Source organism: Paenibacillus sp. 01T422 (assembly GCF_056398785.1).
The window spans coordinates 1-994 of record NZ_JBFTQB010001389.1; the positions used below are offsets into that span (position 1 = coordinate 1).

1 protein-coding gene is annotated in these 994 nt (G+C 48.0%); it reads left to right on the forward strand.

The annotated features are described in order from the left end of the window. Positions 1-112: 112 nt before the first annotated feature. The coding region (locus AC1DUA_RS38980) for a substrate-binding domain-containing protein (protein WP_477504783.1) at positions 113-994 on the forward strand (882 nt) is incomplete at its 3' end.

A 994-nucleotide genomic window follows, 5' to 3' on the forward strand; every position in this document is an offset into this window, starting at 1 on the left:
CTTGCGGTGTATGCAGACATTCTGCGTCGGCGTAAAGCGGGTTAATGACCTCTGGTATTCCTTCTTTGTAAGAATTCATATACCAAATTTATGTAAAAAGGGAGACAACAAAATGAAAAACAAAATGAGCAAAATGGTCATGACAACCGCTGTGTTAACGCTTTCGGTATCGCTTTTGGCTGCTTGCGGATCAAGCTCAACATCCAGTACTACAACGTCATCATCGGCAAAACCAGCGTCTTCAAACAGTTCGAAGCCTTACATTCCTGTCATTTCCAAAGGTTTTCAGCACCAGTTCTGGCAAGCAGTGAAGCAAGGAGCAGAGAAGGCAGCCAAAGAATATGATGTGAACATTACTTTCGAAGGCCCGGAAACCGAAGCACAGGTCGATAAACAAATTGAAATGCTGCAAGCTGCCTTGGATAAAAAACCAACCGCCATCGCTTTCGCAGCGCTGGACAGCAAAGCATCCGTCTCGCTTCTGCAGAAAGCGAAATCGGCGAATATCCCGGTGATCGGTTTCGATTCCGGCGTAGACAGTGACATTCCCGTCACGACAGCTGCAACGGATAACAAGAAAGCCGCAGCGCTCGCCGCTGACAAAATGGCGGAGAAGATTGGCGATGCCGGTGAAGTTGCGCTGGTTGTGCATGACCAAACGAGCCGCACCGGTGTTGATCGAAGAGATGGCTTCGTCGATCAAATGAAAGCGAAGCATCCGAATATCAAAATCGTTGATATTCAATATGGCGGCGGCGACCAATTGAAATCAACCGATTTGGCCAAAGCCATCATACAGGGGCACCCGAATCTGAAAGGTATTTTCGGATCGAACGAAGGCTCGGCGATTGGTGTTGTCAACGCGGTAACGGAGCTCAAAAACGATAAGCTTGTTATTATCGGCTTCGACTCAGGCAAAGCGCAAATTGATGCCATTAAGAGTGGTAAAATGGCTGGAGCCATTACCCAAGATCCGATCGGGATCGGCTATTGG